Here is a 26,334-nt window from a genome sequence, read left to right as displayed (position 1 = left end):
CGATCTTCATTTCTGCCGGTCGCAGTGCGCGTCCTGCGTCTACTGCAGAGAACATACTCAGGTGGCGGCGACTCAGGTCTTGTTGTGCTCATTGGTGTAGCGACCGCTCATCTCCCAGCCACACTCCACCAACATCTCGATCCAGTCTTCGTACGAGTCATCCACATCCAGCAAGTTCATGAATTGATCTTCGATATGGCACCGAAAGGTCTGCTCCTCGACGTTCCACTCAACATCCCGAATGCGCCAGACGCGCTGCATCGGCAACTGAATGTTCAAGCCATGGAAAGGGACGAACGGCAGCTCCACTTCGTAGAGCAGCTTGGACCATTCAGACGAAATCTCCGGGGTCTGGTGGGTCCAGACGTACTTGATCAATCGGACTTTGTGCACGGTTGGGCCTTCTATCGTGTTTCTGATGACGGGTCGCTGTCCTGACGAAGACGCGAGGGCCCGTTGGATGGGTATACGTTACTCGATGGGGGCGGGATGGGGGAGGGGGGCGCTCTGAATCTAAGGGCACCGTTTGAGCATGATGGTTTAGTTCTCTCCGGGTGGCAGCCGTTTAGAAGCGATCCTGGTGAATGACTACGTTGAGCCCTTCTTCATTGTCTGGGGCTTGGAAGTAGCTGGTGATCAAATCGAATTCAGCGTCGGTTGCTGCGAAGTCATGCTCGCCACGCTCGTTTCTGAGGTGCAGCCGGGCTCGGCAGGTTTCGTCGTCGACGTCGAGGAAGTGCAGGCTGTGCGAGGCCTGGGCGGTGTCAGCCAGATCGCGTAACCAGTGGCGGTCTGCAGGAGTGTTTGCGGGGAAATCGAGAACCACATTGATCCCGGCCTTCAGCATGTCGATGACCAAAGGGCCTACGACATCTCGGAGTCTTCTTGAGAGTGTTACGTAGTCTGCGACCGAGTGGATCTGGTCTGGGTAGAGTCTTGAGAGCCAATGGTCTTCGGTTAGGAGGATGGCCGCGTGTTCACGCTTTAGAGAGTTCGCCAGCGTTGATTTCCCGGAGGCGATCTTGCCGCATAGGAGGTGGAGTGTGGGGTTGGCCATGGAGACGCGTCCTTATGTCGAAGCATGATGATGCCTGTGGGATGATGCCAGGACAATGAGGGGCAGTGTCGAGTCGGCCGAGGCCTTTCAGTAGGTGAACGCGTCACTCAACTCCCACCCTGAAACGCCCAAACAAAAAAGGCCCACCTTTCGGTGAGCCTTTTTGCTAAATCTGGTGCCGGCGCCAGGCGAACGGTATGTTCCGGGGAGGCTGGAATTTTCGAGCGTCTGGATTTCGGTGGAAAATTCAGCGTACCCCAACTAGTAACCATAAATAAATCAGGTAGTTATGGCGTTCAGTGGAATCGAAGTCGGCTTTTCCGCCGAGATCGAAGGGGGAGGCCAGATAGTATTTGCAAGAAAATCTTTCCCCACAGCGAGCACGGAGTGGGGACCAGCTGCGAACAGCTGTGCCGTCTGAGTAGTCATCAGATCCCTAAGAGCCTCCGGTGCAGCTAATGGCAGAAGCCGTCACAACCTCACTAAACTGTAGAAATAGTGATGGCAAGTAACTATCAATCCGTTTGCTCCATGATACGTTACTGTTGGCAGGTTCATCCGGCAGACATGTGACCTGTGTCTGCGAGCTTCCTGTACAATTTAGCGCTGTTCGTTGATATCGGATAGCCACCACGCTAGGTTCGGCTGGTATGATTGCTGGACGGTACCGTTAGTTCTGCCTCGCATTTTACTGAGGCCAGACGCCCAGGGAGTGGAGTTAGAATGACCAGCATTGCTACGGAATTTTGTGCCGTTGTTGATCGTATAGAAGATGGTGATCACCATTGGGCAGTGGTGATGGAGCAGTGCGATCCATCCAACCCAACCGACGCGCTTTTAGTCTTAACTGCCCAGGCTATACGAGATGCTTATGGCGAGCAGGAGCTAAAAGAGATTGCTGACGAAGCATTTTTACTTCAGCTTCCCGAACCAGCTGAAGCTGTGTTATCGCAATTCACTCTCGGTGACTTACTTGCAAGTTTTCGAGGCGGTTTGCCTAACCCAGAAGCCGAAGGAAATAAACCTCCGCAATTGTCTAATTATCGCTCTGAAACGGCTGAAATTCTAGCGAGAGAGGCTTTAAGCCGTGTGTTTAACATGATTACTCCACCATCACTTCATGCAGTGAAGGGAAACAGGAATCAGCCGATTCTAGGGTTTGATGGCTGGACATTAATGGCCCTAGGGTGCGGAAATTTAGCCCTTGTGCTAATTCAGGTTAAAGCTACAGATGATAAAAACAGGCCGCCAAGTGAGGCTGCGAAGCTTATTACTGAGTGTTCAAAGGCCCCTGTAGATGTAGAAAAACTCAAAGGGTTCGTATCTGCTTGTGCGATTCGCTGTAAAGGGACTCCTTTTGATAAGATCTTAATAAAAATGCTGGCTGACCTGCATCGCGAAAATAGTGTAAAAAATATAATTGTGGCTCCGGTTATAATTCGAGGTGTAGTCGAGGCTGATCATCGCGACTTGTCGACCTTGAAGTTGGCAACTGAAAATTTTGTAGGGGCCAGCACTCGAGGCATTAGTTTGTCTGTCGGTGCCAATCTGAATGATTTTGGCAAGATGGCAATGAACATGGCGCGGCAATCATGAATAATGTCGTTCGAGAATTTTATGAGTCGGAGTCTATTAGCGGCTTAGTTAATAGATTGGATGACTATGCCTTTCAAGAGGCTGTATCTAATCAAGTCGAAATCTCACCACCTGATAAAGATGAAATCAGTGAGTTATGGGCGGCAGCAATGTTGTCCGTAGACGACAATTTTTCGGCTGCTCGTCCAGAAATGTTAGATGCAGAGTCAGCAGATTGGGCAAGTAAATCCTTCGACAAGTGGCTCACATTTATTGAGTCAAGTATGCGTTTAGGTGTCCCGCAACAGAGGGATGTATTACGACTCATATCGACTGGGTTGCTCTCAAATAGACAAACAGAGTTACGTCAATTGCTCCAAAAAACTCAAATTGAAAGCATCATTGCTTTTGATGGGGGCGCGACGGGAGACTGGTTGGCTGAAGTCCGCAGATTAGTTACCCAGTCTATATATCTTTTAGCTCGACAAAGAAATGCTTCAGATATTAATGAAGCTATGGATACCCTTGCTCAGCTAAGGTTGAGGCAGAGTGAATCCGAACAAATCTGGTTAGAAAAAAAGGATAATAAAGAGCAATCTGCACTCAGCTTGCTTTCCTTGTATCATATGTCCGCTGCTGCAGATGCGTTAGGTAACTATTTGCTTAGCGGAGAAGTTAGAACTGCTGCGGGGCGCGTCGGGAGTGCTCAAAATGAGCTAGGAGTTCTGACAGGTAAGGCAGATGAGTACGCCGAACTATCATCTGATCCAGAATTAATTAGTTGGGTGAAGTCTGCAGCTAGCGCAATTTCTAATTTGCGTGCTGACGCTATATGGGCTAATGCGAAAAATATAAACGATATAATCGATAAGTTTATTTCTCATTTGACCGCGCGCGGGAACCCAATATTTAGTTTGCTGCCTTCTCAGCAGGAAGCTTTAAGGAAAAATTTTTTAGATGCTCGTAATGAGGCAGTAATTCTTCAGATGCCAACTAGCTCTGGGAAAACGCTGATGGCGGAACTTGCAACACTTCATACAGTTTCATCGTATTCGGACGCCCGGGTCGTCTATTTGACCCCTACACGTGCTCTATCAACCCAGGTTCGCCGCACGTTAGGTACCGACTTTCGCGACATGGGTATAGAGGTCGTATCCGCAGGAAGTGCTTATGAAGAAGATCCTTATGAATTGACGTTACTTGAGAATTCATCAGGAGTTGTAGTTGCTACGCCTGAAAAAATGGATCTCCTTTTGCGTAGCCATCCTGAATGGTTTTCCAATGTGCGTTTATTGATAGTTGATGAGGCTCACCTGATTCGAGATGGTGAACGAGGCGCTAGATTGGAGTTGCTTCTTGCAAATTTTCGGAGAGAGCAGCCACATGTTCGAATGCTTCTTCTTACTCCGTTTGTCGATAACGCCGCTGAACTCGCTGAGTGGTTAAGTGGTGAGCGAGGTTCTCCAGTTGATGTTAAATGGCGCCCGTCAAGACTAATGGTTGGTTTGGCGTCTTTTACAGGGCGGCGGCCCAATAAGATGCTGGAAATTGAGTGGAGAGAACCCCATCGTCCTGGTGGATCGTTAACCAAGACACAGATGAAGTTGACGGCTGAAGAGGTTGGTAAGTTTGCTGAGTCTGATTCAGCGCTTAATAGATCTATAATCGTTGGTAGTCGTCTGAGAAAGATTGGACCAGTTCTAGGTATGTATCCTTCTTCCCGTACCGCTGCGGAAAACGCAGCGTCTGAATTTGCCTCACAGCAAGAAGAAGTAGACTTACAAGGATCGTCTGCGGAGCACAGAGTCGCTGTCGCCCTTGCTGAGTGCGAATATGGTCAAAGCTCTAGTTTAGCTTATTGCCTGCGTCGAGGAGTTGCATACCATCACTCCGCTCTATCCAGCGAGCTTAGATATTTAGTAGAGCGATTGGCAGTATCGAAAAAAATTGATTTCCTCGCTGCTACCACTACGTTAGCTCAAGGAATGAACTTCCCAGTTTCGAGTGTCGTAATACATTCAGTTCATACTCAGAGTGGCAATTTATCACCTGCGGAGTTTTGGAATATCGCTGGTCGGGCTGGGAGGGTCGGCCTTTCTGAGCGTGGACTAATCGTTTTTGCGAACCAGAAACACAGGGGGCTTTGGGAACACTATACTAATAATTTGTCTGAAAGGATTGATTCTGCACTGGATGAGGTTATAGAGGAAATTGACAATGCTGACTCATTAAAATGGATATATAGGAAGCACGAGGCTATTCGGCCATTTTTGCAATATCTGTCTCACGCAAGCGCGACATTAGGAATTAGAAATACATATGCTGACTTGGAGCGGCTTGTGGAAGCTAGTTTGTCAGGTAGAACTAAAAAATCTAAAGATTTTTTGTTCGCTTTAGCCAAAAGATATCTTGGCGAGATTGCAGATAAGAACCAAAGTTACTTAAAAATGTCCGATAAGACGGGCTTGGGATCTTACAGTTTTGATGAGCTGTTTTATCATATTAAAAATGATAGGGTCCTCATGGATGGCAGCCCCTCTATGATTGGTAGTCCTGAAGGGTTAAAACATTTGGTTGACGCATTATCTACTCTGCCAGAGCTGTCGCTAGCACTGGAGCGTGGGAGTGGTCCGATTAATACTGCACTTGTCGCGAAAATAGTTCATGGCTGGATAAATGGTTCGTCTATTTCAGAGCTTTCTTCCTCGTTCGGAGGTAAGACTTCTGCAGATAAAATCCGAGCAGCTGGTACTTATGTTTTTAGTAAGGTATCTCAAACTGTTTCTTGGGGAGCGCATGCGTACTTGAAAGGGAGGACTGTGGCGCGCGGAGAAAGTGAAGGGAGTACAGGTGCAGAATTAATGCTCCCAGCCTACATTCAATATGGAGTTAGTAAGCCAGAGGCAGTCGTGGCTTCGATCTTGGGCGTACCAAGGGTTTTGGCAATGGGAGTTGCAGAGGTGTACGAAGCCGATAATGGGAAACTCAAGTCAGACGACAGCGTTAAATTTAAAAAAATTCTCGAGTCATCTGATAAGCGTTTTTGGGATCGAAGCGTATCCCGTTCTTCTTTGCAAGGGAAAGTGAGTGGAGCTGACCTTCGTTCGGTCTGGAGAGAGGCCCAAGGATTTATCTAGCTCAAATAACAGGGGCACTAGTATGAAAGTTTTAAAGCATAGTGCTCCTAATGACTAAGCAATCACTGCAGTATGACCGCTATTTTTTTTCGAAGAAGTACAGCGATATGCTTTAATAGCGTTACGCGGACGATAAATATTTGTACGCAGTAATTACTGAAAAGTTGGCGGGTTTGTTTTCTAAAAATATACGTAAAAAATGAAACAACCTCCATTTTGCTTTCCAATGATAATCTGCTACCTTTGTGCTGTTAGATGGTTAGAGTTGAATTTCGTCAGAGAAAGGTGTGTTTGTAGTTTGCGTACTCCCCTTCTGGCATAATATTACTTTTGGAAATGAACATTGCCTAACTTGTTGGTGAGGGATTTATGAAGTCTAGAGAGCTTTTTACCACGCATGATTTGATCGCTAGTAATTACAAAATTACAAAAATTTCTGCTGGAAATTATCTGCATAAATTTACGCCTGCAACTACAAAAACTGTATATGAATTTGAAGCTAGCTCTGCTGCGGTAATTGTTGAGGGTGAACGTTATAATGTCGGTTTTATCGTCGAGGGTGGAAGAAATATCGTCGACCTCTCAGCTTTGTCGTTGACCTCAATAATAAACCCTATACTGAGTTATCTGGCGGCGCAACAAATAGCTAAGGGAAATTTTTTAATTGAAAAAACAAAAAATGATGAGCGTGTTACGCATGATGCTGTTGATGGTTATTATTGGGGCAAGAAATATGCGTGGCGGATGTTTGGTACTGTAATTGCTAAGGAGGCTTTCTATAAGTATCTAGATGAAATTGCTCATCCGAGAGTAGAGTGTTTTACACGAGATCCAGACTTTGCCTACTCAAATGATAAATCTAAAGCGTATGCGCAGGACGGTCTGGAGGACGCTGTGAGAAGGCTAATCGAAACTGCAGAGAGAGTGTCTCCTGCATATTTTAAATCTCCGAGATACTCTAAGAAATTTTCTATAAACGGAATTAATTCCGTTACTGATAAAAAATGACTAGCTCTTGAGATTTATGGTGTGTCGAGAAAAAATGGGTAGATTTACTTTTATGTCAATGTGCAAAAAATAAATCTATCCCGATTCGTCACTGCAATTCTTCAAATTCAAGTTCCTTAGCTGCCCTCATAGCGCCCTGCTTCACTCTGAGACATGAAGTTTCTGCGCTTCCGCGATTTCTCCGCCATCTACGAAGTGCGCGGTGCTTGGTCAAGCTGCTTGCAGGCCGTTGCATGACCTACGCAAACTCTTGTGGGCTCTCCGGCATCCTCGATGTAGGCATGGCGCATGAGGCCCTCGCTGTTGAAGACCACGTAAGCGGCGTCCGTGGTGGCGATCGGCGACTGGTTCACGATTGATCCGAAGCGGCAGGCGCAGCAGTGACCCGCCGGCTCGCAGCCACTTGCGAGCGCCACACCTTGGAACGCGCCAAGGATGGTGGGCATGTTGACGCTCTTGAACTTGTCCGGATGCACGCCGCACTCATCGATGAGGACCAGATCGCTCATCTCTGCGCGGTTATCTGCGACCGAATTGGCCAGGCCGATAAACGGGCCGAACGTCTCAGTTAGCGACTTCTCCCCGCGCAGGTGCATGAACGTCGTCAACAGCTCCACGCGATGTGCCAGGTCGCTCTGAACTATGCGAGCCAGGTCGAGAGCTACCGTAGGAGCCATGTTGTATTCAGTATTTGCAGGCATAAGTTCTCCAGGCCCACCAGAGGCCGGCAAACAGCTTTCAGTGATGTAGATACTTAATTGCTTAGCGGTGCGGCGCTCTGAAGCTGGAAGCGGTGGGATAGGACAGCCTCGATGTCAACGCCGAACGACTACAGGTGGTTACAGCGCGCGTATGCGGTTAAGATCGGGTAGAAATGGCTTAATGCCATATGTCAAAAATGGTCAAGGATGCACCTATGGATATCGCAAGATGCACTGCAGACGGGCAAAACTATAACGCCCATCAATTCGAGCAATTGGATGCTGGAACGCTTGAGCACTACCGAAGGCTTTTGATTTGCCCACAATGCCAAGCTCCGGCTTTTTTTCGTAAAGAGTCACGCAGCGGTCAAGCAGCATGTTTCGGGGCCCGCCCTCATCTAGACAATTGTCCATTAGCAGCCGTAGAAACCACACCGCGCGGCGCGCGAGGAGATGATCAGGAGGAGCGCATCAATGTTGGCGACCGGATCGAAATCGACTTCGATTTTGGCGCTCAGGAAATCGTTCGTCCCCAGCCGGATGCGCCGATAGAACCCGGCGGGGCTGGCGGTCGGTATGTCGTCGGTCCTGGTAGACGCACGGCTGTCAGGCGGCGCAGGCTTAGCACGATCCTGCGAAACCTGATGCTATCGGAACAGTTTGCAAACTCTGATCAGTTAATCGCCCTGCCTGAAGGTGAGTTTCGCGTCAGAGATTTCTTTGTCCGATTCGATGATGTTACCGCCGAGCGGCGTGGACAATACCGAGGGTACTGGGGGATGTTGTCTGACGCGAGGGAGTGGCAGGGTAGCCTCTGGCTTAATAGCGGTGGACGGGCTGGTGTCAGCATCGCCGTAGACGCCTCCATCCTGCAGGATTTCCGTAATCGATTTAGGGTCCGTGACAATGAAGACCTTGCCGGGGCGTATGTTCTGGTATTCGGCCACCTACATCGCTCTCAAAACGGAAAGATGTATGTGGCTTGCAATGATATGCAGTTCATCACTGTCAACCTTGCTGAGTGAGTCGAAAAACTGCGTGGCTACGCTAGTGATGCGCTTTTAAAAACCATCGTGCAACGCCATGCATTTAGCCACGAGGTTATTCGGAGTCATGGGTCCGCTGAGGTAGATGCGTTTCATGCAGCCACCTCCTGCTGAACGTTGGTTCGCCATGGGTCGTTAGCGCGGCCGAGGGCTGACGCTGTTGCCGCAAATATGGACCTGTTCAGCCTTCGTAAACGCCTTCCCGTCGGCGCCGTGGGTGATGACGTAATCCGGCGGGAAGCCCTGCGCCCGGTACATCTCTGCCGGCTGCATCATCCGCAATCGGATATCGACGATCACGTACGGAGTGCCCTTGACCATGACGGTGACCAGGCCGAGGCGATCCTTCGTGGTGATCGTCGGAGCGGGCTGGTCGCAGCCGCTCATGATTTCGGTCCCTAGTAGGTGATCAGGAACGCGGCAACGCGCAGCGCGCCTTCTTCGTGCTCGGGGGACAGTTCGAAGCTGACCAACGATCTCTAGCCTCCGCCGCCCGCCTTGATGGTCGGCGCTGGCTCATTCAGGTCCTGGCCGACGCTGGCGCCAAATTGGCGTTCTATGAAAGCCGACACCAAGCCGTGATGTGTTCCTCCGGCGCTGACGGTATGCAAAGGATCGTTGACGTCTCGGGCATCACAGTTTCTGCGCAAATGCACTAGGTTGGCGGCAATCAATCGTTGCTGGCTGCCTGTATTGGTGACCGTGGTCATCGGCTCGTCGGCGCTCTTGGCGTGGGTGGCGTTAAAACTACCGTGCATTTGGGCCATGAAAACCGGTGATATGCCCATCGCGTGAGCGGCACGGGCGGGACGTTGATAGTTGCCGCCGCTGGTGATCGTCGGCAACGGTCCGTCCAGGGCTTGCCACCATCGTCGAAATGAAACTTCACTAGGTGTGCAGCGGCTACGCCGTATTTGCCACCCGATGCCATGATGGTGCCGAGTGAGTCGTGCAGGTCCGCGGTACGCGGCGCGGATCCAGCATTGTCATCATTACCGAACTGTACCAGTGACGCAGCAGCAATGACCCGGTAATTCTGCGCGAGAAGGGTACCAACGGGTTGGTCGGCAGCTGTCAGCTTCCCGGAATACTTCGGCCCGCCAGTACCTATCAGGACAGCGCTGGTCAATGCGTGCTTCACGCCGCCGGCGACCACGGTGCCAAGGGCCTGATCCATCCCGGTACCCGCGGCTCTTGACCGTCCCGCTCGCCGTAACTGGCCTGAACCAACGTAGGGCTGATCAGCGTTAGCTCGCCGCATTTGGCGCAAGTCACCATATGTAGCGGGTTAAGTGGATCGTTGATGTGATCGCTGCCTTGGTGTGGGGGGGCGGGGAGTGGCTTGAATAGCGTGATCGAGGTGGACTGTGGATAACTTTGATCAGCAATCAGTTATGGCTTTTTTGTACGTGCAATTGTACGTGGGGCGCAAAAACGAAAGGCCCGCATTTCTGCGAGCCCTTTGTTTTGTATGGTGCCGGCACCAGGAGTCGAACCCGGGACCTACTGATTACAAGTCAGTTGCTCTACCAACTGAGCTATACCGGCGTTGTGGGCGCTGATTATAGGGATTTGATCTGGCGAGTAAAGCCCTAATTTCAGTTTTTTCGCGGCCCTTATGCCGGAAGGTGATTACCGTTATTCACAATCCGCACAAACCGAAGGTGACGATCGGTCAGATTCAGGAACCATTCTCAATCGTTCGCAAGCTACTGTTTTAGCGCCAATTTTACGCTGACCAAAAAATGAACAAATGGTTACATCCCTCCCAAAGCAGGATTTCCGGGCGTTCGCTGGGATTTCATCAACAGACTTATCCACAGGCACGCGCGTCAAAAAAAGCTCACATCCGTTCTGCGAGAATGAGCAGATTCCGCGGAGTGACTTGGCTGTCGCAGAAGGTGCCGATGTGCACGTCGTACCCGCACTCGGTCATATAAAGCGCCCGGTCGAGGATGAGCCACATTTCCAGCGGTCGGCGGAAGAGGTTGCGCAGCAATTCGAGGTTGCGCACTTCGGTCAAGCGCGCCCATCCCGCTGTTTCAAGGGCGTTCCAGTCCTGAGTGCCGGGGGAGGGGAGTTGCTTGAGTTCGGCGAGGTCGCGGCAGTAGTCGGCGAAGGGTTTGTCGAGCCAGGCGCTGGGCAGCGATGGCGTTGGCAGATAGTCGTCGATGCCGCGCAGCTCTCGCTGCAGCAGGTCGAAGGCGAGGCGTCGGGCCATGGAGGTGTCGCGTTGGCGGCGTACGCGGGCGCCGGCGGTGACGGTTTCGCTGAGGGGCAGGCCGAGATCATCGATGGAGAGCGTAAGCGGGGACGCTTTGCCCTGCTGGGAGATCGGCAGGTAGTGCTCGCCGGCGATACGGTTGTAGCAGCAGGGCGCGATTGCCAGTTGTTGGCAGCGCGCATCGCTGGCGAGGTGCATGAGGCGCACATGAAGGTCGCCGCAGGCGTGGAGGGCGACGGGCGTGTGATGGGCTTCGAGGCGCGCGCCGGCATCGTCGGCCATGACGTCTTGATGCAGATGGTTTGCGGTGATGCCCAGTTTGTCGCTGAGTTGCCTTCCCGATTCAACCAGGTGCGCATCGTATTCCAGGCAGGTGAGCGCTTGGCCGCCATGGGCGAGGCGCCGACCCAGATGGCCTTTGCCCGAGCACCAGTCCAGCCAGTGGGTTGGCTGTCGCTGAAAGCTTAAACGGCTGGCGAAGGCTTCGATCTGTTGCCACTTGCGCCCGGGCACGTCGACGCTCATGCGCGATGACACGGGCTCCAGGCTGACGGGAGGCAGCGGGTCGATCTCGCTTAACGCCCTCGACTGTAAAGCTAGCTGAGCAAAGGGCTGCGGCGCACTGAGTTGTTCGGGGTGGTTGTGCGCCGCTTCTGCCTCTTCGAGCGAACGTTGTCGCAGCCAGCGTGACAGCTCAGGGTGCTGGGACTCCCACGGCAGGTGGCGATGGGTGAAAGGTCGTGGGCGCCACAGGGCCTGATGCTCCAGGAGGAAGGCATCAAGCGCGGCGAATCGGGATTGGAGTTGCGCGGGTGTGAGTGGCATTGGGTTATGGCAGTTGAGCGGTGATGTGCAGCATACGGTGAATCAGTGCCTGAGCGCGTTTATCAGGCTCGGCAATCTTCGGCGGCTGAAATACCGCTTTCGCGAGCAAGCTCGCTCCCACCTGGACCGTGTTCTCTGCGGGAGCGCGCGGCGATCCTCAGCGCCCTTGGCTGGCATCCACTCGCAGATAGCGCTCAAGTAGCTTGAAGCCTTGCACCAGCACGAACGACATCACCAGATAGATCAACCCGGCGATGAGGAAGGTCTGCTCCGGCATGTAGGTTCGCGCGTTGATGGTGCGGGCCATGCCGGTGATGTCGAGCAGGGTCACGGTGCTCGCCAGTGCGCTGGCCTTGAGCATCAGAATGACTTCGTTGCTGTAGGCGGGGAGGCCGATGCGTGCGGCGCGGGGCAGGATGATGTACAGCAGCGCTTTGCCTCTGGACATGCCCAGTGCGCGGGCCGCTTCGATTTCACCGGGCGGCACGGCCTGAATGGCGCCGCGCAGTATCTCCGCGATGTAGGCGGTGGTGTGCAGCGTCATGGTCAGCGCCGCGCAGAAGAACGGATCGCGCAGGTAAGGCCACAGCGGACCCTTGGTGACGGCGTCGAATTGCGCCAGGCCGTAATAGACCAGAAACAGCTGGACCAGCAGCGGTGTGCCACGAAAGAAGAAGATGTAAGCGTAGGGCAGCGCCCGGACATAGGCGTTACGCGAAGCGCGGGCGATGCCCAGCGGAATGGCGAGGATGAGGCCGGCAATCACCGCGACGGCGACCAGTTCCAGCGTGACGGTGGCGCCGTGCAGCAGTTTCGGCAGCCATTTGAGGACGAATTCCCAGCTCATGACGCGCTCCTCGCAAAGCCCACCGACGCGCGTTTCTCCAGCCACGCCAGGCCTATCATCGACAGCGCGGTCATGCACAGATACATCAGCGCCGCGACCATATAGAAGGTGAAAGGCTGCTTGGTGGACGTGACGGCGATCTGCGCGTGACGCATGACCTCTTCAAGCCCGATGACCGAGACCAGCGCCGTGTCCTTCATCAGGATCATGAACAGGTTGCCGAGCCCCGGCAGCGCGATGCGCCACATCTGCGGCATCACCAGTTTGAAGAAGATGCGCGATCGCGACATGCCCAGCGCCAAGCCGGCCTCGCGATGACCTTTCGGGATCGACAGCATGGCGCCGCGGAACACCTCGGTCGCGTAAGCGCCGAAGCACAGGCCCAGGGCAATGACGCCAGCCGCGAAAGCACTCAGTGACAGGTTCGGAATATCGAACAGCTTGCCGATCGCCCGCATCGAGCTGACCGTGCCGAAGTAGATCAGCAACACCCACAGCAATTCAGGGATGCCGCGAACCAGCGTGGAATACGTGCCGCCCAGCCACTGCAAGGCACGATTCGGCGAAGTCTTCGCGAGCGCCCCGAGCAGGCCGAGGACCAGCCCCAGGCACAGGGCCGACAGCGCAAGTTGGAGGGTCATCAGCATGCCGGCGGCCAGGGCCGGGCCGAATCCATAGAGATCGAAGTTCATGGCGTTGTTTGTCTAGAGGACAGACGCCGACGTCTGCGCGGGCAAACGGCGGCGATGGTTAGGCAGGTCAGAGGATGCTGAACGGGAAATACTTGTCGTTGATCTTCTTGTAGGTGCCGTCTGCGATGATTTCTTTCAGGGCTTCGCTCAGCTTGTCGCGCAGCGGGTCGTCTTTGCGCACCGCGATGCCGATCTTGTCGTCAACCGGAAGCGCATCACCTTTGAACTCGAAGCTCTGGCCTTCCTTGCCTTTGAGCCACTCGTAGCTCGCGTATTTGTCGCCGAGCAGTGCGTCGAGGCGGCCCGACGCCAGATCGAGGAAGGCGTTTTCCTGGGAGTCGTACAGCTTGACGGTCACGTCGTCGCCCCAGTTGTCTTCCAGCCACGTCCCGGACAGGGTCGCGCGTTGGGCGCCGATGGTCTTGCCCTTCAACGTTTCCTTGATGGCGGCCAGGTCGCCGCTGAGGTTCGTGGTCTTAGGCGCGACAAATTGCAGCTTGTTGGAGTAGTACGGAATGGTGAAATCCACGGCCTGCTTGCGTTCTTCGGTGATCGACATCGACGAGATCAGGAAGTCGAACTTCTGCGCATTCAGGGCTGGAATGATGCCGTCCCAATCGGAGGTGACGGTTTCACAGGTCACTTTCATCTTGGCGCACAGGGCGTTGCCGATCTCCACGTCAAAGCCCACCACCTGACCGCTGGCGTCTTTGTTGTTGAACGGCGGATAGGCGCCCTCGATGCCCATTTTCAGGGTGTCGGCAGCAAAGGCGCTGGAGGCCATGGCCAGGGTGGCGGCAGCGGCCAACAGAATGTTTCTCAGGGTCTGCATCGATGTTGCTCCGTTAGCGATTGCTGGACATGAATTGTTTGCAGCGCGCCGACTGCGGGTCATCGAAGACCTGGTCTGGCGAACCTTGTTCTTCTATCAGCCCTTGGTGCAGGAAGATCACTTCGCTGGACACCTGCCGGGCGAAATTCATTTCGTGGGTCACCATCAGCATGGTCCGGCCTTCTTCGGCCAGGCCACGAATAACACTAAGCACTTCCTGCACCATCTCGGGATCGAGGGCAGACGTGGGCTCATCGAACAGAATGACCTTGGGCTGCATCGCCAGCGTGCGCGCAATCGCGGCACGTTGCTGCTGACCGCCCGACAACTGTGCCGGATACGCATGACGCTTGTCGGCGATTCCCACTTTGGCCAGCAATGCTTCGGCAACTTCGGTGGCCTCGGCCTTGCTCTGCCCCAGCACGCGGCGCGGCGCCTCGGTGATGTTATCGAGGACGGTCATGTGCGGCCAGAGATTGAAATTCTGAAAGACAAAGCCGATCTCGCTGCGCAGGCGGTTGATCTGACGGTTGTCGGCGGCGATCAGTTCACCTTTGCGGGTGGCTTTGAGCTTGAGCTCTTCGCCGGCCACGAGAATCTGGCCCTGATGCGGGTTCTCCAGCAGATTAATGCAGCGCAGCAGCGTCGACTTGCCTGAGCCAGAGGAACCCAGAATCGAGATCACGTCGCCATCGCGCGCACTCAGCGAGATGCCCTTGAGCACGTCGAGTTCGCCGTAGCGCTTGTGCAGATTGCGGATTTCCAGGGCGGGCGTGGCCTCGGCCATGTTCAGTCCTCGTGTATTCGGTGGGCTCATCGGGTTGTCGAGTGGACGCAACCTAGCGGCGGCAGCAGTCATGCTGCGCGAGGCCTTTTGAGGATGAGCTTGATGAGCGCTAGCGCAGAATGCCGTTGCGCAAAAAGGGCGCGATGGTGCCAGCTTTAACCGCCGTGGGGAAGGGTGTTCCGGCCATTGCGGGGATTGACGGCCGTTAATGTGCGCTTATTTGGTGCTATTTCATCTTGAGTGTGTATTTTCGGTGCGGCTAATCGTCACCCTCCTGTTGCTCCAGGTAACGTTTCCTACGCGACTGGCGAATTGCTATTGCATTCATGGACTTGCGTAAAAGGTCTAGAGCGGGCGTATCCCGCTGCGACGTCGTATCTGAAACATCCTGGCGTAATTCTTGCGTAAAAAATAAATAACAGAGCTGTTGTGTTCTCTTTACGAAGAGCCGCCACGCGTCCTGATCCGTACAGAAATCCTTCTAAGGTTGGTTCCATGAGCAGTACACCCAACGCTTCAAACCTTGAACAAGGGCTCAAACCGCGGCACATCACCATGCTGTCCATCGCGGGCGTCATCGGCGCCGGCCTCTTCGTCGGCTCCGGCCACGCGATTGCCGAAGCCGGGCCGGCTGTGCTTCTGGCCTACGGCGCCGCGGGTACGCTGGTGGTGCTGGTGATGCGCATGCTGGCGGAAATGGCCGTCGCTTCGCCGGACACCGGTTCTTTTTCGACCTACGCCGACCGCGCGATCGGGCACTGGGCCGGCTTCACCATCGGCTGGTTGTACTGGTGGTTCTGGGTGCTGGTCATCCCGCTGGAAGCCAACGCCGCCGCAACCATCCTGCACGCGTGGTTCCCGAACGTGGCGATCTGGGCGTTCACGTTAGTGATCACTCTGCTGCTCACCGCGACCAACCTCTTCAGCGTGAAGAACTACGGAGAGTTCGAGTTCTGGTTCGCGCTGATCAAAGTGCTCGCGATCATCGGCTTTGTGGTGCTCGGCATTGCGGCGGTGATGGGACTTCTGCCGAACAGCCAGGTCAGCGGCGTCAGTCATTTGTATGACACGCAGGGTTTCCTGCCTAACGGCATGGGGGCGGTGCTGGCGGCGATGCTGACCACCATGTTCTCGTTCATGGGGACGGAGATTGTCACCATCGCGGCGGCAGAATCGAAGAATCCCGGCCAGCAAATCACCAAGGCAACCAATTCGGTGATCTGGCGGATCTGCCTGTTCTATCTGCTTTCGATCTTCCTCGTCGTTTCGCTGGTGCCTTGGAACGATAGCCGTCTGGCTGAAGTGGGTTCGTACCAGACCGTGCTCGATCTGATGGGCATTCCGAACGCCAAGCTGATCGTCGACATCGTCGTGCTGGTCGCCGTGACCAGTTGCCTGAACTCGGCGCTGTACACGGCTTCACGCATGCTCTTTTCCCTCGGCAAACGTGGCGACGCCCCTGCTGTTTCCCAGCGCACCACCAAAGCCGGCACGCCTTACTGGGCGGTGCTCCTGTCGACCGGCGCTGCGTTTGCTGCCGTGTTCGCCAACTACGTCGCACCTGCGGCGGTGTTCGACTTCCTGCTCGCAAGCTCGGGCGCCATCGCACTGCTGGTGTATCTGGTCATCGCCGTGTCTCAGCTGCGTATGCGCCGCAAGCGTGAAGCAGAAGGCCAGGCCGTCGACTTCCGCATGTGGCTGTTCCCCGGCCTGACTTGGGCAGTGATCGTGTTCATCGTCGCCGTGCTGACCATCATGCTGTTCCAGGAAGGCCACCGCATGGAGATCATTGCCACCGGGCTGCTGAGCCTGATGGTCGTGGCTGCTGGCCTGATCGTGTCGAGCCGTCGCAAAGCGGGGAAGGCAGGCAAGGCTGTGCTGAATTGATGGAGCAGTGAGTCGGTTGTGACCGACCGCTGTCGAGAAGCCGCTATCAGGGATGATGGCGGTTTTTTTTCGTCCCGATGATCGGGTCGCGGTGGGGGTCAGTGTCTCAGCGCATCCTGCCCAGCACCGATTTGCCGCGCACTTGATGCAGCACCACTGCGGCCAGATGCAGCGCCACCAACCCTGCCAATACCGCGCACAGGACGTGATGCAACTGATGCAGCTCCAGCAGCGCGATCTTTGAATGGATGAGCTGTGGCAGTGGCACCAGCGCCAGCAGCATGACCGGGTGGCTCATCATCAGCACCCCGGTAATCAGCACGCCCGCCACCGCCCCATAGATCGCCTTGTGCGCAGCGCTTGCCAGTCGCGCCTGGACGTTTTTGGCTGAGTGCCGCGCAGGGGCTTTGATCGCCAGCCACAAACGCCAGGCAAAGAACGGAATAAACAAGCTGGTCAGTTGGGGATTAAACGACTCGACCCATTGCCGAAACGGGTCGCTCTGGTCGAGCAATGCCACGCCGAAGCCGCTGAATGTCGCCCACAGGATGACGGCCGCGGACAGCCAATGCAGGAAAATGCGGGTTCGGGAGTAAGTGCTCGTTTCGCCTGACGTCGGTGCCGGCAAAGCGGTGTTTAGAGGTGTCAAAACGGCCAGCCTTTAGGTGAGAAGGAGTTGCATTCTCGTAATGGCGCAAAGCTACCGTTTTGACCGGGGTCATGTAAATCAAAAAACGTTTTAAGAGCGCCCGCCTGCACCTTTCGCGTTCTTTTTCTGCAGGATCACGGACGCTTCGTTGTAGGCAGTCTGGAAGGCGTCGCTGCCGATCCATTCAACGGCCGAGTCTTCATCTTCCTCGTGGAACAGCCCGCGGTAGGTGATCAGCAGGCCCATCATGAAGTCGGTCGCCGGCTCTTCGTCTTCTTCGGCAATCACCAGCTCCAGCACCGGGTATTGCAGGAAGACCACGCACAGCGCCAGCAAGCTGACTGATTCGGCCTGCTTCATTGCTTCGAACAGGTCGTCGAAATCCGCAGGGTCGAAACCGTTTTCTTCGATGTCTTTGAAATCAAACGTGCTCAGGTCGATCTCGACGTCATCGAAAGGCTCGTTGACGAAGGCATGGTTGAGCACCGGGTGAATGACGCTCGGCCGGGCCTTGCCGGAACGGTTCTGCTTGGCTTTGGCCTTTGCACGCTGGGCGCGTTTTTGCTGTTTGTCGGGGGAGGCCATGACGGCGGTTCCTTGTGCGGTGCAGCCATTCGCATGGCCCAGGATCATCGGGCGCGTATTGTATTCAGTCTTGCGCCGGTTCGTCGTGCTTGTTGCGGTCGATCCCCAGCATCTCCATCGTGGATTCCATCTCGATCTCGTCGAGAATCGCGCGGAAGGCCTCGTAGAAATCATCGTCGTGAATGCGCGCCCTGACGGTAGCCTCATCCAGTCCGTGGGCCCACATCAAGTAAGCGCCAAGCGTGTTCACCAGGACGTCGAGGTAGTCGTCGAAGTCGATGTCGTAGAAAGCGTGGGCGGCTATGGGACCTCTGGCAAAAGCATCGAGCAGATCGAGGAACCCTTGCTGCTCGGCAAGCTTGAGCACTTCGTAATGCGCGAGGCGTTGCTCCTGAGACGGCTCTGGCGCAGGGGAGTGATACACCTCCGCTATCAGCATTTCGTCCTCAGTGATCGACATCTCGTCGGACTCGCCTCTTATCACCGCCGCCATCGCCTCCCGCTCTTCTTCGTCCATGGTTTCGAGGATGTCGGGCTCTACGAAATTCTTCAGCAGGGTATCGTCGTCCAGCAGCGCTGCGTCGTCGTCCGAGAAGAAATCAGGCATGAAGTAATCCGGGACGATCGGGTTGGGAGTCTGCGGATGCTGGCGATCGACACGCTGCTCTTTGGCTTTGGTCTTGGCGCGCTTGGCTCGTTTTTGTTGCTTGCTGACAGATGCCATCACGAAGCTTCCTTGGTTAGCTCAAGCCTGCGATGTTAATAAATTGCGCCCAATAAAAAACCCCTGAATCTTTCGATGCAGGGGTTTTTCGGTATTTATGGTGCCCAGAGACGGAATCGAACCGCCGACACGGGGATTTTCAATCCCCTGCTCTACCGACTGAGCTATCTGGGCAACGGGGCGCATTAAACGTGTTTTTCAGGAGGTCGTCAAGCGGGGTGTCGAAAAAAATCTGAATTATTTCCTCCGCTTACGACGAACACTGTCTGCGAAGGGTTAATCGGCAGGGGGAACATAGCCGTCGGCCTTGGCGTATTCCTCGCCGGACAGGTATTTGTCCATCTCGGTCTGCAGGAATTTGCGATCTTCGGCGTTCATCATGTTCAGACGACGCTCGTTGATCAGCAGGGTCTGGTGTTTCTGCCAGTCGCCCCAGGCTTTCTGCGAGACATGGTTGTAGATGTCTTCACCTTTGGCGCCCGGATACGGCGGACGGTCCAGGCCAGGCAATTCTTCTTTGTATTTGCGGCACATCACGGTGCGGGTCATGAGGACTCTCCTGCATTCAATACGTCGGCTGCGTTTTTCAGCAGTTTCTTCACCGGGGCGGCAAGGCCCAGGCGCGGCGGGGTGGCGAGGTTATACCAGAGCCAGTCGTCCTCGGCCACGTGATGGGCGGACGCGCGGACCCGGACCAGCCAGGGTTCGATGCTTAGCTGAAAGTGGCTGAACGTGTGGATCAGGCCCGGCAAGGCTTGATGCTCGCCCAGCTCAAGGGCGTGCTGGTTGGCCAGATGCTGCATGTCGTTGAAGTCGTCCAGTTCCGGCAAGCTCCATAGCCCGCCCCACAGCCCGGTCGAAGGGCGGCGATACAGCAGAATCGCGCCTTCGCCGTTGGCAAAGATCGGCATCAAGGTGCGCTTTTGCGGCACGACCTTGCGCGGCTTAGGAATTGGATAACGGGTTTCCTGGCCCAGCATGTGGGCTTCGCAGCCACGCTCGAGGGGGCAGAGCAGGCAGCTGGGTTTGGTCCGGGTGCAGAGCGTGGCACCCAGATCCATCATCGCCTGGGTGTAGTGATTGACCCGGCTGTGCGGCGTGTAGCGCTCGGCCGTGGTCCACATCTGCTTCGCCACTTTGGGCTCGCCGGGATAGCCTTCCTGGGCGGTGAAGCGGGCGAGTACGCGCTTGACGTTGCCATCAAGGATCGGCGCGCGCAGGCCCATGCTGATGCTGGCAATCGCGCCGGCCGTTGAGAGGCCGATACCCGGCAGCTCGACGAGCTTTTCCACGTCGCGGGGGAATTCTCCGCCGTGCTCGGCCACCACGATTTTCGCGGCCTTCTGCAGGTTGCGCGCGCGGGTGTAGTAACCCAGCCCGGTCCACAGATGCAGGACCTCATCTTCCGGCGCGTCGGCCAGAGCCTGCACGGTAGGCAGCGCTTCCATGAACGTGTCGAAATAGCCAAGCACGGTGCTGACCTGGGTTTGCTGCAGCATGATTTCCGACACCCACACGCGGTACGGGGTGATGTCGTGTTGCCAGGGGAGGTCGTGACGGCCGTGGCGGTCGTACCAGTCGAGAACGGCGGAGGAGAACTGCTCGGGTTGCATCAAGGGTTCCGGTGATCAAAGAAGTTGGGTTGCTATATCCGCAGCCAGACGCCGCGCTGTCGGCGGCCAGTCAAAATGAATGTGGGAGTGTGCTCACTCCCACCACTTAACTGCGCGGCGCCTGTTAGTCAGGCTTAACGCTTGAACAATCCCTTGATCGCGTCCTTAAGCTCGGGACTGACCTTGTCCCCCAGCTTTTCATCGATCTTGTCGCCAATCCGGTCGCCTGCCAGCTTTGCAGCGACCTTGCCCAGGCCGTCGTTATCCAGACGACAGGCCTTCGCGCCCATTTCCAGCGGGCCACGGCAGAGCACCGGCCATTCGATGCCGACAAAACGCGGGTTCACTTCGCAGGCAGGGTCCGGCATGTCGCTCTTGTCGCCTTCGATGATCACCCCGACGCGATAGTTCATGCCCATGACGCGCAGGTCGATGTCGCCATCGCCGTTGACGGTCAGGCCCGGGGTACGGACTTTCAGGTCCGGGTTGCTGGCCACGCCGTTGCGGAACACCAGATTGCCATTCAACTGCTGGAAGGGCGTGTCCTTGCCACGCGGCTCGCCGCTCAAGCTCTTGCGGTTGAGCGTCGAGATGCCGCGGCAGAGCTGCTGCTCGAGGTTGGCGTTGACCAGCACGCCGTCGTTCAGCGCAAAACTGGCAGTACCGTTGAGGCTCTCGACCAGCGCCTTCTCGCTGTTGCCTTTGGCGGTCACATCGCTGTTGAGGTTGAGCAGGCCGCGCAGAGGCGGAGTGGTGCCCTGGCTCTGAATGAAGTGTTCCACCGGCACTTTGGCGATGTGCGTCTGCACGCTGGCCAACGGCACCTCGGGACGCGCGTCGAGATTGCCCTTGACCTCGAAATTACCGTTGTACAGATCGCCGCGCAGGCTGTTGACGGTTATCACGCCATCGAGCGCCGAGGTTTTCAGCGCCGCATTCTGGATCGGCAGTTTCTCCAGGGTCAGTTTGCCGAAGCTCAGATCGGCGTCGACATCCAGTTTGCGCAGGCGCTCAAGCGGCAGCAGCTTCGCGTCGCTCCAGGCGCCTTGGGTCGGCTGATTCGGCAGAGGCGAGGTGCCTGAGGCCACCATGGCTTCGGCCTCGGCGCCCTGAACTTCGGCTCTGCGAGCGGCGCCCGCGCTCTTCGCCTGCTCGCCTTCGGGCTTGCGATAGCGGTCGGCGTCGAACGTGTCGGCCTTGAGTTGCAGGCGCAGGGATTGCTTGGCGAAGTCCTCCACGGCGATGTGGCCGCTGATGGTGCTGTCGTCGAGTTTCACCGTGAGGTCGTCCAGCGCCACGCTGTTCGGCGTCGCCGCGATGCGGGTGACCAGTTCCAGTTTGTTCAGACTGCCGTCACCAAGGGTCGGCGCAGGCTGGCCGATGTTGTCGAGGAAGTCGCGCAGGTTGAACTGCGCAATCGAAACGCCCCCCGTGAGCTGCGGGGTCTTGTCCAGGTCACGCACATGCAGCTCGCCGATGGCGCGCAGCTGGTTGGCGGACAGCTTCAGGTTGGTCCATTCCGCGACGTTGGCGGACATGTCTGCCAGCAACTGGCCCTGGGCCGAGAACGTCAGCGTCTTGCCCTGAAGTGGATCGCCCGTCACATCACCCGAGAAACGCATGTCGTCGAGCTGATAACGCTTGAGGGCGCGATCAAAGCGCAGCTTGCCCGTCAGTTCGGTTTTAGTGCGCACGACGGGTTGATTGGTGCTGAGGAATGCGGTCAGTTTCAGCGGGATATCGGTCGCGTTGTGGATCGGGCCGGTGCTCAGCTGAATGCTCTCGGCGGTGAACTGCCGGGCCTTGGGAATATCGTTGAAATCGATGCGCGCGTTGTTCACGGTCAGGCTGTCGATGTCCAGCTTGAGCGGCTGCCACGGCTTGTCGGGCTTGGCCGACGCGGTATCAGTTGGCGCATCCGGCGTGGCGGGGGGCTGGGCTGGATTGGCCGCGGTCGCGGGTATTTTGCCGATGTCTTCCCAGTTGCCGTGGCCGTTTTCATCGCGGGTCAGCGTCAGGTTCAGGCCCTCGACGCGCACGTCGCTCATCTGAACTTCTTTGCGCAGCAGCGGCAGCACGCGCACGGACAGCCCGAGCATCTGCAGATCGGCGAAAGGCTTGGACGGCTCGCTCAAGGTGGCAACGCTGGCGTCGTGCAGCTCCAGGCCAAGCCATGGAAACAGGCTCCAGCCGATGTCGCCATTGAGCGTCAGCTCGACATGGGCGCGATCGCGAACCAGTTTTCGAATCTCGTCTTTGTAGTCGTTGGGATCAAAAAAGTGGGTCAGGGCAAAGCCAAGAGCCACGATGATCAGCAACAGCCCGAGAAGGGTGAGCCCCAGGATTTTGCCGAACGCTTTCATGGGCGAGTCCTTGTGTCGAGTCGTTCAAAATTTAGCCCGCGAGTATAGCGTTCTCACGCAAGCACCGGGTTTTGGATCGCCATAGACGTTGCCGATCAAGTTGGCGGCGACCTGCACAGTGACAGACGGCACTAAAAAGGTAGTAGCAGAATGCTTTCTTTTAGGCCGCAAATGGTAATCTCGCGCCATTCGCCAGCCGTGCTGCGTCGAATTGTCACGTAAAGAGATGTCCTGCCGATAAACCACCGAGGCCTGCGTGCTTTAAGAGTGGTGGTGGGGCTATGTCGCTGTTCTTGCGGGATACAACTATAAATTGGGGGCAACAATAAGATGACTACGAGCACTGCTCTGGGCGGTACTGCCGCTCAGCCTGCGTTCTTGTCCAAAGAGCGCATTATCGCCAAGCGCGGTTTCAACCGTTGGCTGGTTCCGCCAGCTGCATTGGCAATCCACTTGTGTATCGGCATGGCCTACGGCTTCTCGGTGTTCTGGCTGCCGCTGTCCAAGGCAATCGGCATCAAGACCGCTGTCGCCTGCCCGGCTGACATGGGTTTCTTCGAGCAAGTCATTTCGTCCAGCTGTGATTGGCCGATCTCCATGCTCGGCTGGATCTACACCCTGTTCTTCATTTTCCTGGGTTGCTCCGCAGCGATCTGGGGCGGCTGGCTGGAACACGCAGGCCCGCGCAAGGCCGGTGTTGTATCGGCACTGTGCTGGTGTGGTGGTCTGCTGATCTCGGCGCTGGGCGTTTACACGCACCAGATCTGGCTGATGTGGATCGGCTCGGGCGTGATCGGCGGTATCGGTCTGGGCCTGGGTTATATCTCGCCGGTCTCGACGCTGATCAAGTGGTTCCCGGACAAGCGCGGCATGGCGACCGGCATGGCGATCATGGGTTTCGGCGGTGGCGCGATGGTTGGCGCTCCGCTGGCAACCGCACTGATGAGCCACTTCGCCACGCCTGACAGCGTCGGTGTCTGGCAGAGCTTCGCGGTGATGGCGGTGATTTACTTCGTCTTCATGATCGGCGGTGCACTGTCCTATCGCGTTCCGCCGACCGGCTGGAAACCTGAAGGCTGGACCGCTCCTGCGAAGAAAGCCAACAGCGCGATGATCACCAACCGTCACGTGCACGTCAGCGTTGCGTGGAAGACCCCGCAGTTCCGTCTGGTCTGGCTGGTGCTGTGCCTGAACGTTTCGGCAGGTATCGGCATCCTGGGCATGGCTTCGCCCCTGCTGCAGGAAGTGTTCGGCGGCAAGCTGCTGGGCAACGATCAGCCTTTCGGGCAGTTGGATGCCTCGCAACTGGCGGCCATCGCGGCCATCGCAGCGGGCTTCACCGGTCTGCTGAGCCTGTTCAACATCGGCGGACGTTTCTTCTGGGCATCTTTCTCGGACTACATCGGCCGTAAAGCCACTTACTTCGTGTTCTTCGCGCTGGGCTTTTTGCTCTACGCATCGGTACCGACACTGGGTCACCTGGGCAGCGTTGCGCTGTTCGTGGCGGCGTTCTGCGTCGTGCTGTCGATGTACGGCGGTGGTTTCGCAACCGTTCCGGCGTACCTGGCCGACCTGTTCGGTACGCAAATGGTCGGCGCGATCCACGGTCGTCTGCTGACCGCCTGGGCTGCCGCTGGCGTGCTCGGTCCGGTGCTGGTGAACTACCTGCGTGAGTATCAGCTGAGCCACGGCGTTGCACGCGCCGATGCTTACGACATCACCCTGTACATCCTCGCGGGTCTGCTGGTATTGGGCTTCATCTGCAACCTGCTGGTGCGTCCGGTGGCCGACAAGTACTTCATGACTGACGAGCAGTTGAAGGCTGAGCAAGCTTTCGGTCACGATGTCGGTGCCGATCACAGCACTTCGCTGGAATGGAAAGCCGATCCAAGCACCAAGCCACTGGCGATTCTGGCCTGGCTGGCAGTTGGCATTCCGTTGGCGTGGGGCGTGTGGATCACTCTGCAGAAGACTGCGGTGTTGTTTCACTAAAGCTGATCGAGGCAGCCTGAGATGTATCAGGCTGACCTGAAACCTGTGGGCGTGAGCTTGCTCGCGAAGACGGTCTAACAGTCGACAGAGATGTCGAATGCCAGGGCCTATTCGCGAGCAAGCTCGCTCCCACATTTTTTTTGCCTGAATGTATTCGCTTGTACACACATGTCTATCGCATGCGGCCGGCATTTCCCTCGGTCAGGCATTGCTCGCTTCATGTTTCTGTTTCCCCGCCACACGCCTATAATGGCCGCCTTTTCGCCCAATGATTTAGCGGAGCTGGTGATGGCCGAACGTATGGTGTTCGTCGAGCGCGACACCCTGGAAACCCAGATCAAAGCCTCGATCAACCTGGATGGCACCGGAAAGTCCCGATTTGATATCGGCGTTCCTTTTCTTGAACACATGCTCGACCAGATCGCCCGTCACGGGCTCATCGATCTGGACATCGAATGCAAAGGCGACCTGCATATCGACGATCACCACACCGTGGAAGATGTCGGCATCACGCTGGGTCAGGCGTTCAGCAAAGCCATCGGCGACAAAAAGGGCATCCGTCGCTACGGCCACGCCTACGTCCCGCTGGATGAAGCGCTGTCGCGCGTGGTCATCGACTTCTCCGGTCGGCCTGGCCTGCAAATGCACGTCCCGTACACCCGCGCCACCGTCGGCGGCTTTGATGTGGACCTGTTCCAAGAGTTCTTCCAGGGCTTCGTCAACCACGCCAATGTCACGCTGCACATCGACAACCTGCGCGGCCACAACACCCACCACCAGATCGAAACCGTCTTCAAGGCGTTCGGCCGTGCATTGCGCATGGCAGTGGAGCTTGATGACCGCATGGCTGGCCAGATGCCGTCGACCAAAGGCGTGCTGTAATGCAGACCGTCGCCGTTATCGACTATGGCATGGGCAATCTGCACTCGGTGGCCAAGGCGCTGGAGCACGTCGGCGCCGGTCGCGTGCTGATCACCAGCGACGCCGACGTCATCCGTGAAGCCGACCGTATCGTGTTTCCCGGTGTCGGCGCGATTCGCGACTGCATGGCTGAAATCCGTCGCCTGGGCTTCGATGCCCTGGTGCGTGAAGTCAGTCAGGACCGTCCGTTTCTCGGCATCTGCGTGGGCATGCAGGCGCTGATGGAGCGCAGCGAAGAGAGTGGCGGCGTCGATTGCATCGGCGTATTGCCCGGTCAGGTGCGCTTTTTCGGCAAGGATCTTCACGAAGACGGCCAGCATCTGAAAGTCCCGCACATGGGCTGGAACGAGGTGGCGCAGGCCGTGGATCATCCGCTCTGGGCCAACATTCCGGACATGGCGCGGTTCTATTTCGTACACAGTTACTACATCGAATCGCCCAACCCGCAGCAGATTGTCGGACGTGGCCATTATGGTCATGACTTCGCCGCTGCCTTGGCCGATGGCTCACGTTTCGCCGTGCAATTCCACCCCGAGAAGAGCCATACCCATGGCCTGCAGTTACTGCAGAACTTCGCGGCGTGGGACGGCAGCCGGTAATGAGCAAGAAGACCAAGCCGCCGATCCTGACCCTCACTCCCGAGCAGGAGAGCGAGGCGTGCCACACGATCAAGCGGTTCATGGAAGACCGTTTCGAGTTGGACCTGGGTTCGTTCGAGGCGGCTGAAATTCTGGAATTGTTCACCCGCGAGATCGCCCCGCATTACTACAACCGGGCGATCTTCGATGTTCAGACGCACCTCAAGGAGCGTTTCGAAAGCATCGAAAGCGACCTGTGGGCGTTGGAGAAGAGCAGCTAGAAGCGTCAAG

23 protein-coding genes, 2 tRNA genes and 1 pseudogene are annotated in these 26,334 nt (G+C 56.3%); 9 read left to right on the top strand and 17 right to left on the bottom strand.

Features of this window, described 5'->3' with window-relative positions:
- Positions 1-72: 72 nt before the first annotated feature.
- Positions 73-393 carry a hypothetical protein gene (locus M1E04_RS23320; protein ID WP_065987406.1) on the bottom strand — a complete coding sequence of 107 codons (321 nt, stop codon included), beginning with the start codon at positions 391-393 and terminating at the stop codon, positions 73-75.
- A gap of 172 nt (positions 394-565) precedes the next feature.
- Positions 566-1,057 carry an AAA family ATPase gene (locus M1E04_RS23315; RefSeq protein WP_456292121.1) on the bottom strand — a complete coding sequence of 164 codons (492 nt, stop codon included), beginning with the start codon at positions 1,055-1,057 and terminating at the stop codon, positions 566-568.
- 723 nt (positions 1,058-1,780) lie between these two features.
- On the opposite strand from M1E04_RS23315, the gene M1E04_RS23310 reads away from it, so the two are divergent.
- The 3 genes from M1E04_RS23310 (at position 1,781) to M1E04_RS23300 (ending at position 6,777) form a co-directional block, all read left to right on the top strand.
- Positions 1,781-2,653 (top strand): hypothetical protein, encoded by an 873-nt coding sequence (locus M1E04_RS23310; protein ID WP_456292120.1) that lies wholly within the window; start codon positions 1,781-1,783, stop codon positions 2,651-2,653.
- Positions 2,650-5,769, top strand: coding sequence for a DEAD/DEAH box helicase (locus tag M1E04_RS23305; RefSeq protein WP_456292119.1), 3,120 nt, complete (start codon positions 2,650-2,652; stop codon positions 5,767-5,769). The genes M1E04_RS23310 and M1E04_RS23305 overlap by 4 nt, the downstream gene beginning before the upstream one ends.
- A gap of 369 nt (positions 5,770-6,138) precedes the next feature.
- A complete protein-coding gene (locus M1E04_RS23300; protein ID WP_456292118.1) occupies positions 6,139-6,777 on the top strand; it encodes a hypothetical protein in 639 nt (212 codons plus the stop codon).
- A gap of 188 nt (positions 6,778-6,965) precedes the next feature.
- On the opposite strand, the gene M1E04_RS23295 is transcribed toward M1E04_RS23300, so the two are convergent.
- On the bottom strand, positions 6,966-7,478 hold the full coding sequence (locus M1E04_RS23295; protein ID WP_456292117.1) for a hypothetical protein: 513 nt from the start codon (positions 7,476-7,478) through the stop codon (positions 6,966-6,968).
- Between the two features lie 215 nt (positions 7,479-7,693).
- Between M1E04_RS23295 and M1E04_RS23290 the strand changes: the two genes are divergently transcribed.
- The gene (locus M1E04_RS23290) at positions 7,694-8,503 is read left to right on the top strand and encodes a hypothetical protein (RefSeq protein WP_456292116.1); all 810 of its coding nucleotides are present in this window, start codon (positions 7,694-7,696) and stop codon (positions 8,501-8,503) included.
- Positions 8,504-8,616: 113 nt separating this feature from the next.
- Here M1E04_RS23290 and M1E04_RS23285 read toward each other — a convergent pair.
- The 7 genes and pseudogenes from M1E04_RS23285 to M1E04_RS23255 form a co-directional block, all read right to left on the bottom strand.
- A pseudogene (locus M1E04_RS23285) lies at positions 8,617-9,847 on the bottom strand (DNA cytosine methyltransferase); the annotation flags it as partial.
- 149 nt (positions 9,848-9,996) lie between these two features.
- A tRNA-Thr gene (locus M1E04_RS23280) sits at positions 9,997-10,072 on the bottom strand.
- Positions 10,073-10,367: 295 nt separating this feature from the next.
- On the bottom strand, positions 10,368-11,573 hold the full coding sequence (locus tag M1E04_RS23275) for a methyltransferase (protein ID WP_456292115.1): 1,206 nt from the start codon (positions 11,571-11,573) through the stop codon (positions 10,368-10,370).
- 157 nt (positions 11,574-11,730) lie between these two features.
- Entirely contained in the window at positions 11,731-12,420 is a 690-nt protein-coding gene (locus tag M1E04_RS23270) for an ABC transporter permease (RefSeq protein ID WP_074889863.1), read from the bottom strand.
- Positions 12,417-13,112 (bottom strand): ABC transporter permease, encoded by a 696-nt coding sequence (locus M1E04_RS23265; RefSeq protein WP_065987400.1) that lies wholly within the window; start codon positions 13,110-13,112, stop codon positions 12,417-12,419. The genes M1E04_RS23270 and M1E04_RS23265 overlap by 4 nt, the downstream gene beginning before the upstream one ends.
- Before the next feature lie 67 nt (positions 13,113-13,179).
- Positions 13,180-13,944, bottom strand: coding sequence for an ABC transporter substrate-binding protein (locus M1E04_RS23260; protein WP_065987399.1), 765 nt, complete (start codon positions 13,942-13,944; stop codon positions 13,180-13,182).
- A 13-nt stretch (positions 13,945-13,957) separates the two neighbouring features.
- Positions 13,958-14,731, bottom strand: a complete 774-nt coding sequence (locus M1E04_RS23255) for an ABC transporter ATP-binding protein (protein ID WP_296316150.1) — start codon at positions 14,729-14,731, stop codon at positions 13,958-13,960.
- Positions 14,732-15,226: 495 nt separating this feature from the next.
- Between M1E04_RS23255 and gabP the strand changes: the two genes are divergently transcribed.
- Positions 15,227-16,618: a GABA permease gene (gene gabP / locus M1E04_RS23250; protein WP_456292114.1), complete on the top strand. Its 1,392-nt coding sequence runs from the start codon at positions 15,227-15,229 to the stop codon at positions 16,616-16,618.
- Positions 16,619-16,724: 106 nt separating this feature from the next.
- On the opposite strand, the gene M1E04_RS23245 is transcribed toward gabP, so the two are convergent.
- The 7 genes from M1E04_RS23245 to M1E04_RS23215 all read right to left on the bottom strand — a co-directional run bounded on the left by M1E04_RS23245 (position 16,725) and on the right by M1E04_RS23215 (position 22,552).
- Positions 16,725-17,267, bottom strand: a complete 543-nt coding sequence (locus M1E04_RS23245; protein WP_456292113.1) for a cytochrome b — start codon at positions 17,265-17,267, stop codon at positions 16,725-16,727.
- Between the two features lie 90 nt (positions 17,268-17,357).
- Positions 17,358-17,852, bottom strand: a complete 495-nt coding sequence (locus M1E04_RS23240; RefSeq protein ID WP_065987396.1) for a hypothetical protein — start codon at positions 17,850-17,852, stop codon at positions 17,358-17,360.
- A 64-nt stretch (positions 17,853-17,916) separates the two neighbouring features.
- The gene (locus M1E04_RS23235) at positions 17,917-18,576 is read right to left on the bottom strand and encodes a hypothetical protein (RefSeq protein WP_456292112.1); all 660 of its coding nucleotides are present in this window, start codon (positions 18,574-18,576) and stop codon (positions 17,917-17,919) included.
- 98 nt (positions 18,577-18,674) lie between these two features.
- Positions 18,675-18,750, bottom strand: a tRNA-Phe gene (locus M1E04_RS23230).
- A 102-nt stretch (positions 18,751-18,852) separates the two neighbouring features.
- The gene (locus tag M1E04_RS23225) at positions 18,853-19,125 is read right to left on the bottom strand and encodes an oxidative damage protection protein (RefSeq protein ID WP_456292111.1); all 273 of its coding nucleotides are present in this window, start codon (positions 19,123-19,125) and stop codon (positions 18,853-18,855) included.
- Positions 19,122-20,189, bottom strand: a complete 1,068-nt coding sequence (mutY, locus tag M1E04_RS23220) for an A/G-specific adenine glycosylase (RefSeq protein ID WP_192130803.1) — start codon at positions 20,187-20,189, stop codon at positions 19,122-19,124. Before mutY ends, M1E04_RS23225 begins: the two co-directional genes overlap by 4 nt.
- Before the next feature lie 134 nt (positions 20,190-20,323).
- A complete protein-coding gene (locus M1E04_RS23215; protein ID WP_456292110.1) occupies positions 20,324-22,552 on the bottom strand; it encodes an AsmA family protein in 2,229 nt (742 codons plus the stop codon).
- A 330-nt stretch (positions 22,553-22,882) separates the two neighbouring features.
- Between M1E04_RS23215 and M1E04_RS23210 the strand changes: the two genes are divergently transcribed.
- The 4 genes from M1E04_RS23210 (at position 22,883) to M1E04_RS23195 (ending at position 26,324) form a co-directional block, all read left to right on the top strand.
- On the top strand, positions 22,883-24,544 hold the full coding sequence (locus M1E04_RS23210; protein WP_065987389.1) for an OFA family MFS transporter: 1,662 nt from the start codon (positions 22,883-22,885) through the stop codon (positions 24,542-24,544).
- A gap of 288 nt (positions 24,545-24,832) precedes the next feature.
- Positions 24,833-25,426, top strand: a complete 594-nt coding sequence (gene hisB / locus M1E04_RS23205; RefSeq protein ID WP_065987388.1) for an imidazoleglycerol-phosphate dehydratase HisB — start codon at positions 24,833-24,835, stop codon at positions 25,424-25,426.
- Complete coding sequence (gene hisH, locus M1E04_RS23200; RefSeq protein WP_456292109.1) at positions 25,426-26,064, top strand: imidazole glycerol phosphate synthase subunit HisH; 639 nt, start codon at positions 25,426-25,428, stop codon at positions 26,062-26,064. Before hisB ends, hisH begins: the two co-directional genes overlap by 1 nt.
- A complete protein-coding gene (locus M1E04_RS23195) occupies positions 26,064-26,324 on the top strand; it encodes a DUF2164 domain-containing protein (protein WP_037016295.1) in 261 nt (86 codons plus the stop codon). Before hisH ends, M1E04_RS23195 begins: the two co-directional genes overlap by 1 nt.
- The last annotated feature ends 10 nt before the right edge of the window (positions 26,325-26,334 follow it).

This window comes from Pseudomonas sp. AK106 (assembly GCF_053903055.1).
This window is presented reverse-complemented; position numbering and strand designations above follow the sequence as displayed.

Bases quoted from the DNA above. Each gene is read 5' to 3' on its own strand.
- M1E04_RS23315 (WP_456292121.1), bottom strand. From the start codon at position 1,057: ATGGCCAACCCCACACTCCACCTCCTATGCGGCAAGATCGCCTCCGGG.
- M1E04_RS23310 (WP_456292120.1), top strand. From the start codon at position 1,781: ATGACCAGCATTGCTACGGAATTTTGTGCCGTTGTTGATCGTATAGAA.
- M1E04_RS23305 (WP_456292119.1), top strand. From the start codon at position 2,650: ATGAATAATGTCGTTCGAGAATTTTATGAGTCGGAGTCTATTAGCGGC.
- M1E04_RS23300 (WP_456292118.1), top strand. From the start codon at position 6,139: ATGAAGTCTAGAGAGCTTTTTACCACGCATGATTTGATCGCTAGTAAT.
- M1E04_RS23295 (WP_456292117.1), bottom strand. From the start codon at position 7,478: ATGCCTGCAAATACTGAATACAACATGGCTCCTACGGTAGCTCTCGAC.
- M1E04_RS23290 (WP_456292116.1), top strand. From the start codon at position 7,694: ATGGATATCGCAAGATGCACTGCAGACGGGCAAAACTATAACGCCCAT.
- M1E04_RS23275 (WP_456292115.1), bottom strand. From the start codon at position 11,573: ATGCCACTCACACCCGCGCAACTCCAATCCCGATTCGCCGCGCTTGAT.
- M1E04_RS23270 (WP_074889863.1), bottom strand. From the start codon at position 12,420: ATGAGCTGGGAATTCGTCCTCAAATGGCTGCCGAAACTGCTGCACGGC.
- M1E04_RS23265 (WP_065987400.1), bottom strand. From the start codon at position 13,112: ATGAACTTCGATCTCTATGGATTCGGCCCGGCCCTGGCCGCCGGCATG.
- M1E04_RS23260 (WP_065987399.1), bottom strand. From the start codon at position 13,944: ATGCAGACCCTGAGAAACATTCTGTTGGCCGCTGCCGCCACCCTGGCC.
- M1E04_RS23255 (WP_296316150.1), bottom strand. From the start codon at position 14,731: ATGGCCGAGGCCACGCCCGCCCTGGAAATCCGCAATCTGCACAAGCGC.
- gabP (WP_456292114.1), top strand. From the start codon at position 15,227: ATGAGCAGTACACCCAACGCTTCAAACCTTGAACAAGGGCTCAAACCG.
- M1E04_RS23240 (WP_065987396.1), bottom strand. From the start codon at position 17,852: ATGGCCTCCCCCGACAAACAGCAAAAACGCGCCCAGCGTGCAAAGGCC.
- M1E04_RS23235 (WP_456292112.1), bottom strand. From the start codon at position 18,576: ATGGCATCTGTCAGCAAGCAACAAAAACGAGCCAAGCGCGCCAAGACC.
- M1E04_RS23225 (WP_456292111.1), bottom strand. From the start codon at position 19,125: ATGACCCGCACCGTGATGTGCCGCAAATACAAAGAAGAATTGCCTGGC.
- mutY (WP_192130803.1), bottom strand. From the start codon at position 20,189: ATGCAACCCGAGCAGTTCTCCTCCGCCGTTCTCGACTGGTACGACCGC.
- M1E04_RS23215 (WP_456292110.1), bottom strand. From the start codon at position 22,552: ATGAAAGCGTTCGGCAAAATCCTGGGGCTCACCCTTCTCGGGCTGTTG.
- M1E04_RS23210 (WP_065987389.1), top strand. From the start codon at position 22,883: ATGACTACGAGCACTGCTCTGGGCGGTACTGCCGCTCAGCCTGCGTTC.
- hisB (WP_065987388.1), top strand. From the start codon at position 24,833: ATGGCCGAACGTATGGTGTTCGTCGAGCGCGACACCCTGGAAACCCAG.
- hisH (WP_456292109.1), top strand. From the start codon at position 25,426: ATGCAGACCGTCGCCGTTATCGACTATGGCATGGGCAATCTGCACTCG.
- M1E04_RS23195 (WP_037016295.1), top strand. From the start codon at position 26,064: ATGAGCAAGAAGACCAAGCCGCCGATCCTGACCCTCACTCCCGAGCAG.